6 protein-coding genes and 1 riboswitch are annotated in these 6947 nt (G+C 76.9%); of the genes, 1 reads left to right on the forward strand and 5 read right to left on the reverse strand.

What is annotated here, in order from left to right; all coding sequences use genetic code 11:
• From ACR807_RS27970 to ACR807_RS27990, 5 genes are all read right to left on the reverse strand, one after another.
• Entirely contained in the window at window positions 1–1161 is a 1161-nt protein-coding gene (locus ACR807_RS27970; RefSeq protein WP_438924416.1) for a cobalt-precorrin-4/precorrin-4 C(11)-methyltransferase, read from the reverse strand.
• Window positions 1162–1220: 59 nt separating this feature from the next.
• Window positions 1221–2600 carry a cobyrinic acid a,c-diamide synthase CobB gene (locus ACR807_RS27975; protein ID WP_438924417.1) on the reverse strand — a complete coding sequence of 460 codons (1380 nt, stop codon included), beginning with the start codon at window positions 2598–2600 and terminating at the stop codon, window positions 1221–1223.
• Entirely contained in the window at window positions 2597–3211 is a 615-nt protein-coding gene (gene cobO / locus ACR807_RS27980) for a cob(I)yrinic acid a,c-diamide adenosyltransferase (protein WP_438924418.1), read from the reverse strand. Before cobO ends, ACR807_RS27975 begins: the two co-directional genes overlap by 4 nt.
• A gap of 13 nt (window positions 3212–3224) precedes the next feature.
• The gene (locus tag ACR807_RS27985; RefSeq protein ID WP_438924419.1) at window positions 3225–5234 is read right to left on the reverse strand and encodes a putative cobaltochelatase; all 2010 of its coding nucleotides are present in this window, start codon (window positions 5232–5234) and stop codon (window positions 3225–3227) included.
• A gap of 60 nt (window positions 5235–5294) precedes the next feature.
• Window positions 5295–5362: riboswitch (cobalamin riboswitch) on the reverse strand.
• 8 nt (window positions 5363–5370) lie between these two features.
• Window positions 5371–5964 carry a TetR/AcrR family transcriptional regulator gene (locus tag ACR807_RS27990; protein ID WP_438924420.1) on the reverse strand — a complete coding sequence of 198 codons (594 nt, stop codon included), beginning with the start codon at window positions 5962–5964 and terminating at the stop codon, window positions 5371–5373.
• A gap of 91 nt (window positions 5965–6055) precedes the next feature.
• On the opposite strand from ACR807_RS27990, the gene ACR807_RS27995 reads away from it, so the two are divergent.
• The coding region (locus ACR807_RS27995; protein WP_438924421.1) for a quinone oxidoreductase family protein at window positions 6056–6947 on the forward strand (892 nt) is incomplete at its 3' end.

The raw sequence follows: 6947 nt of genomic DNA on the forward strand, positions 1-6947 counted from the left end.
TCAGGTGGCGCGCTTGCTCTTCTTGGCCCGCGCCGCGGCCGACCTGCGCGGCGTGGTGCTCGCCCGCACGCCCACCTGCTTCGACCTGGTCGCCGCGGCCACCACGGTCTTCGGCCTGGGCTCGGCGGACGCCTCGGCCTCACCGGCCGGGGTCCCGCCGGCGGTGTCCTCGCCGGCGGTGTCCTCGCCGGGTGCCGTCCCCTCGGGAGCGGTGTCCCCGGTGTCACCGGTGGTGTCGGGACCGGTGGTGTCGGGACCGGCGCCGTCGGCGACCAGCTCCAGCACCGGGGCCCCGGTCTCCGGCGCGGACCGGCCGGCGCGCTTGGTGCGCGCGGCCTCCTGCCAGTCGTGCACCACCGACCAGGCGGCGGCGGCCGACGGCGACTCGCCCGCCGGGCGCTGGGCGCGCCGGGACCACTTCGAGCGGCGCACCGGCTCGTCGCCCTCGACGGACGGGGACCGGCGGCGCGCCGGCGGCGGCGCCAGCACCTCGCCCACCAGGAACAGCGTGGTGCGGTAGAGCTTGTGCTCCTTCACGCACGCCTCCAGCCCGCCGAGCGTGGTCTGCGCGACCGTCTCGTCCGGCAGGGACACCTTGTAGGCCACCACGACCGGCGTGTCGTCGGCGTACCCGCCGGCGCGCAGCTGCTCGACGAGCTGACCGGCGCGGGCCCCGGAGGCGGAGATCGCCATCGTGGTGCCGTGCGCGGCGAAGTCCTTGACGTGCTCGGCGGTCTCGGGGCCCGCGAGCACGAGCGACTGGGCGACGTCCGAGGTGGTCAGCTCGCGGCCGACGACCGCCGCCGCGGCGGAGACCTGCGACACGCCGGGCACGACCTCGGTGTCCAGGCCGAGCCGCCGGCAGGTGTCCTGCTGCTCGCGCAGGCCGCCCCACAGCGACGGGTCGCCCGCGTGCAGCCGCACGACCCGCAGCTTGCCCGCCGCGGCCCGCCGGTACACCTCGACGACCTCGGGCTCCGGCACGCGGGAGAAGTCGACCAGCTCGGCGTCCGGGCGGGCGTGCTCGCGCACCGCCTCCGCCTCGACCACCGCGGGCGACCAGACCACCACGTCGGCCTCGGCTATCCGCTTCGCCCCGCGCACGGTGATGAGATCGGCGGCGCCGGGACCGGCGCCCACGAAGGTGACCCGACCAGTCATCACAACTGCTCCCCACGAGGTGTTCGTCTTGGTGGGCAAGGACCGTACCGCGCGGGGGGTCACCACGGACGAGTGGCCTCGGGGCGCGGCGCCGCGACCGCGCAGGCCCGCGCGAAGCGGGCCACGGCCCCCGGCGCGGACGCCGGGTGCGTGTGCAGGTACGACGCGTGCACCCCGCCGAGCACGAACCCCTCGGCCACCGGGCGCAGGTCGTGGCCGCGCCACCGCCAGGCGGGCTTCGCCCCGTGCGGCACGCTCAGCGCGGTGCGGTGGAACTCGTGGCCGGTGACCCGGGAGCCCTCGCGGCCGAGCACCGAGTCGTGCGGCGCGACGGCGTCGCGGTAGCCCAGGGTGAGCCGGGCCGTCATCGCGCCGTCGGCGTCGACCACCCCGCACATCGGCACGCCGTCCAGGGACTTCGCCAGGTACAGCAGGCCGCCGCACTCGGCGTGCACCGGCGCGCCCGACCTGGCCAGGGCGGTGACGGCGGCGCGCAGCGGCTCGTTGGCCGACAGCTCCGCCGCGTGCTGCTCGGGGAACCCGCCGGGCAGCACGAGCCCCGCCGTGCCGGCGGGCAGGGCCTCGTCGCGCAGCGGGTCGACCACGACGACGTCCGCGCCGGCCGCCGCGAGCAGCTCGACGTGCTCGGCGTAGCCGAAGGTGAACGCGGCGCCGCCCGCGACGGCGACCACGGGGCCGCCGTCGACCGGTTCGACCTCGGCGGACGGGTCCCAGGGCGGCACGGCGAGCGCGGGTGCCCGCGCGGCGAGGGCGCGCACGCCGTCGAGGTCGACGTGCCGGGCGACGGCGTCGGCGATGGCGGCCACCGCGTCGACCGCCGCCCGGCCGTGCTCGGCGGCCGTGACCAGGCCCAGGTGGCGGGACGGGAGCGCGAAGGCGTCGTCGCGCGGCAGCACGCCCAGCACCTCCAGCCCCACCTCGGCGCACGCCTGCCGCAGCACCTGCTCGTGCCGCGCGGAGCCGACCTGGTTGAGCACCACGCCGCCCAGCCGCACGGTCGGGTCGTAGCCGCGGAACCCGTGCAGCAGGGCGGCGAGGCTGCGGCTCTGGCCGCGCGCGTCCACCACGAACAGCACGGGCGCGGACAGCAGCTTGGCGACGTGCGCGGTGGACCCGACGCCCTCGGTGTCCACCCGCCCGTCGAACAGGCCCATCACGCCCTCGACGACGGCGATGTCGCAGCCGCGCGAGCCGTGCGCGAACAGGCTCGCCACCCGGTGCTCGCCGACCATGACCGCGTCGAGGTTGCGGCCCGGCCGGCCGGTGGCGACCGAGTGGTAGCCGGGGTCGATGTAGTCGGGGCCCACCTTGAACGGCGCGACCCGGTCGCCGGCCCGCCGCAGCGCCGCCATCAGGCCGGTGGCCACGGTCGTCTTGCCGCTGCCCGAGGCGGGGGCGGCGATGACGAGCCGGTTCACCACTCGATCCCCTTCTGGCCCTTCTGGCCCGCGTCCATGGGGTGCTTGACCTTGGTCATCTCCACCACCAGGTCCGCGGCCTCGACGAGCGCGGCGGGGGCGTACCGGCCGGTGATGACGACGTGCTGGTGGCCGGGCCGGTCGCGCAGCGCCGCCACGACCTCGTCCACGTCGACCCAGCCCCAGTGCAGCGGGTAGGTGAACTCGTCGAGCACGTACAGGCCGTGCCGGCCCTCGGCGAGGCGGCGGGCGATCTCGCGCCAGCCCTCGCGGGCGGCCTCGGCGTGGTCGTCCTCGGTGCCCTGCTTGCGGGTCCAGGACCAGCCCTCGCCCATCTTGTGCCACTCGACGGGGCCGCCCTCGCCGGTCTCCTCGTGCAGCCGGCCCAGGGCGCGGAACGCCGACTCCTCGCCGACCTTCCACCTGGCGGACTTCACGAACTGGAAGACCCCGATGGACCACCCCTGGTTCCAGCCGCGCAGCGCGAGGCCGAAGGCGGCGGTGGACTTGCCCTTCATCTCGCCGGTGTGCAGCACGACGAGGGGCCGGTTGCGGCGCTGCCTGGTGGTGAGCCCGTCGGCGGGGACGACGGACGGCTGTCCCTGCGGCATTCCCGTTCCCCCTTCAGGCGGCGCGCACGGCGCGCACGACGCCGGCGACCTGGTCGGCGGACAGTTCCTCCAGGCGCAGGCACGCGGCGCCCAGCGCGCCGGCGACCCTGGCGGCCAGGCCGAGCCTGACGTGCCCGGCCTCGCAGTCCACGACCACCGAGGCGACGCCGTCGGCGGCCAGCAGCCCGGCCGCGCGCAGGGCGTCGCGCAGCGGGTCGCCGCCCGTGCCGCTCGCCGTGGCGCGGCCGTCGGTGAGCAGCACCAGCAGCGGTCGGCGGCGCGGGTCGCGGACGCGTTCGACCTCCAGCACGCGGCGGGCGCGCAGCAGGCCGTCGGCGAGCGGGGTGCGGCCACCGGTGCGCAGGGCGCGCAGGCGCGCGGCGGCGGCGTCGACCGAGTTCGTCGGGGGCAGCGCGACCTGCGCCTCCCGGCCGCGGAAGGTGACCACGCCGACCTTGTCGCGCCGCTGGTAGGCGTCGCGCAGCAGGGAGATGACCGCGCCGCTGACGGCGGACATCCGCTGCCGGGCGGCCATCGAGCCGGAGGTGTCGACCACGAACAGCACGAGGTTGCCCTCGCGGCCCTCGCGCACGGACCGCCTCAGGTCCTCGCCGCGCAGCTCCAGGCCGGGTCCGGTGCGACCGCGGGCGGCCTGGTGCGGGGCCGCCGCGCCGAGCGTGCCGACCAGGTGCAGCCCCGACCCGTCCGCGGTGGACGGCCGGACGACGCGGCCGGTGCGGGCGCGGGCCCGGGAACGCCTGCCGGGGGCGCCCTCGCCGACGCCGGGCACCTGGAGCAGGCGGGCGCGGAACGCGGGCGCGGGCGTGTGCGAGCGCTCGGTGGCACCCCTACCGCGCGACTCACCGTCCGAAGTGGACTCGGGGGTGTCGCCGGGTGCTCCCGGGCCTCCGCCGTCGTCGCCGGGGCCGCCGTCGGGACCGTCGTCGGGGCCGCCGTCGTCGGGACCTCCGTCGGGGCCGTCGTCGTCCGGGCCCCCGGGCTCCGGTTCGCGCGCGGCCTCCTCGCCCTGGCGGAGCGCGTCGTCGAGCTGCTCCTCCTCCAACCCGGGCTCGTCGAACGGGTCGCGGCGCTTGCGGTGCGGCAGCGCGAGCCGGACGGCGGCCTCCACGTCCCGCTCCCCCACCTCGTCCGCGCCGCGCCAGGCGGCGTGCGCGGTGGCCGTGCGGGCGACGACGAGGTCGGCGCGCATCCCGTCCACCTCGAACGCGGCGCAGATGCCCGCGATGCGGCGCAGCTCGGCGTCCGGCAGCGCCACCGACGCCAGCCGCGACCGGGCGGCCACGATCCGCGCGGCCAGCGCGGCGTCCTCGCCCTCCCAGCGGGCGGCGAAGCCGTCCGGGTCGGCCTCGTAGGCGAGCCGGCGGCGCACGACCTCGGTGCGCGTCGCCACGTCGCGGGAGGCCCGCACCGAGACGGTCAGGCCGAAGCGGTCCAGCAGCTGCGGGCGCAGCTCGCCCTCCTCCGGGTTCATCGTGCCCACGAGCAGGAACGACGCGGCGTGCGAAACGGACACGCCCTCGCGCTCGACGTGCGCGCGGCCCATGGCGGCGGCGTCGAGCAGCAGGTCAACGAGGTGGTCGTGCAGCAGGTTGACCTCGTCCACGTAGAGCACGCCCCGGTGCGCGGCGGCCAGCAGGCCGGGCTGGTAGGCGCGCACGCCCTCGGTGAGGGCGCGCTCCAGGTCCAGCGAGCCGATCAGGCGGTCCTCGGTGGCGCCGACCGGCAGTTCGACCAGGCGGGCGGGCCGGCGCTCGGCGCCGGGGCCGTGCGGCCCGTCGGGGCAGTCCGCCGGGGCCGCCGGGTCGCAGCCGAAGCGGCAGCCCGGGACGACGTCCAGCTCGGGCAGCAGCGCGGCGAGGGCGCGGACCACGGTCGACTTCGCGGTCCCCTTCTCGCCTCGGACGAGCACCCCGCCGATGGCGGGGTGCACGGCGTTGAGCAGCAGTGCCGTGCGGAGGTCGTCGTGGCCGACGACAGCGGAAAAGGGGAAACGCGCGCCCATGCGGCGGTGTCCTTCCTCGGGTGTCCACGCCCGTGTCCGGTGAACGATCACTCGGGGGTCGAGTTCCTGACTCCCGGGGTGAACCGGTCACAGTGGCGGGACCGTGCCGGATTCGCACCGGCTTCCTCGCGCACCCCTACAGCCCAGGCATCGTCGCACCTCGGCCGGCCGGCTCCAAGTCCCCGACCAGCGCCGCGCGCGCGACCGCGATCACACCCGACCGGACGCGGTCGACGCCCAGACCGCACCGGTGGACCAGGTGGTGCAGCACGTCGCCGCGCAGTTGGGCGAGCAGCGCGTGGGCCGCGAGCTCGACGTCCGCACCGGGCCTGACCTGCGTGATCAACGCCGCCAGGCGGGCGTGCGTGGTGAGGTAGGCGCCGTCGCACGAGGTGTCGTGCGCGGACTCCCGCTCCAGGGCCACGACGAGGGGCAGGGAGGCCATCACGTGGTCGAACAGGGTGGCGACGAACGTGATCACCCTCTCCCCCGCGGGCAGGTGGTCGGCGGCCACCAGGGCGCGCGACTGCTCCAGCCACCGCTCCGCGCCGCGCTCGGCCACGGCCCGCACGAGCCCCTCGCGGTCGCCGAACCTGCGGAACACCGTGCCCTTGCCGACACCGGCCTCGACGGCCACCTCGTCCATGGCGAAGTCGAGCCCGCGCTCGGTGATCAGCCGGGCGGCGGCGGCGAGGACCGCGGCGTGGTTGCGCTCGGCGTCCTTCCGCATCGGGAACCTCCCTTGACAAAAGCGGACCGGCAGTCCGTATCGTAGCCGACAGGAAACGGACCGAAAGTCCGTTTCAGTCGAGGAGGTCGTCGTGCGCGCAGTGCGGTTCCACGAGTTCGGTCCGGCGGACGTGCTCCGGGTCGAGGAGGTGCCCGAACCGGAGGCGGGGCCGGGCGAGGTGCCGGTCAGGGTCACCGCGGTGGGGGTCAACTACGGCGAGACGCTCCTGCGGTCCGGCGCCACCGCGCGCGTCGCGCCCTGGGTCGAGTCGCGCCCCGGCCCGCTCGGCGGCGAGGTGGTCGGCGTGACCGACGACGGCCGGCGGCTGATCGGGTTCGCCCTGGGCAACGGCTACGCCGAGCGGGCGGTGCTGCCCGAGGACTCCGCCGAGGTGCCCGACGACCTGTCCGACCACGAGGCGCTGGCGCTGTTCCTCCAGGGCGCGACGGCCGTGGCGGCCGTGGACGCGGTCCGGCTCGCCGCGGGCGAACGGGCGCTGGTCGAGGCCGCGGCCGGCGGGGTGGGCAGCCTGCTCGTGCAGCTCGCCGCACGGGCGGGCGCGACCGTCGTGGCCGCCGCGCGCGGCGGGGCCAAGCTGGCGCTGGCGCGCGAGCTGGGCGCGCACGAGGTCGTGGACTACGGCGAGCCGGGCTGGTCGGCCGGGGTCGAGCCGGTCGACGTGGTGTTCTCCTCGACGGGCGGCGCGGTCGCGAAGGAGTCGTTCGAGCTGCTGCGCGACCGCACGGGCCGGTTCGCCGTGTTCGGCTTCGCCGGCGGGCCGCTGGACGTGACCGCGGCCGACGCGTTCCGCAAGGGCGTCGCCGTGCTCGGCTTCGGCATCCCGATCACCCCCGACAACGTGCGCCGGGCGCTCACGTCGGGGCTGCGGCCGGTGCTCGGCGAGGCGCTACCGCTGGCCGACGCCGCCCGTGCCCACGAGCTGCTGGAGTCCCGCGCCACCACCGGCAAGCTGGTCCTCCTCC

It is taken from the genome of Saccharothrix sabaoui (assembly GCF_051756985.1).
Lineage (GTDB): Bacteria > Actinomycetota > Actinomycetes > Mycobacteriales > Pseudonocardiaceae > Actinosynnema.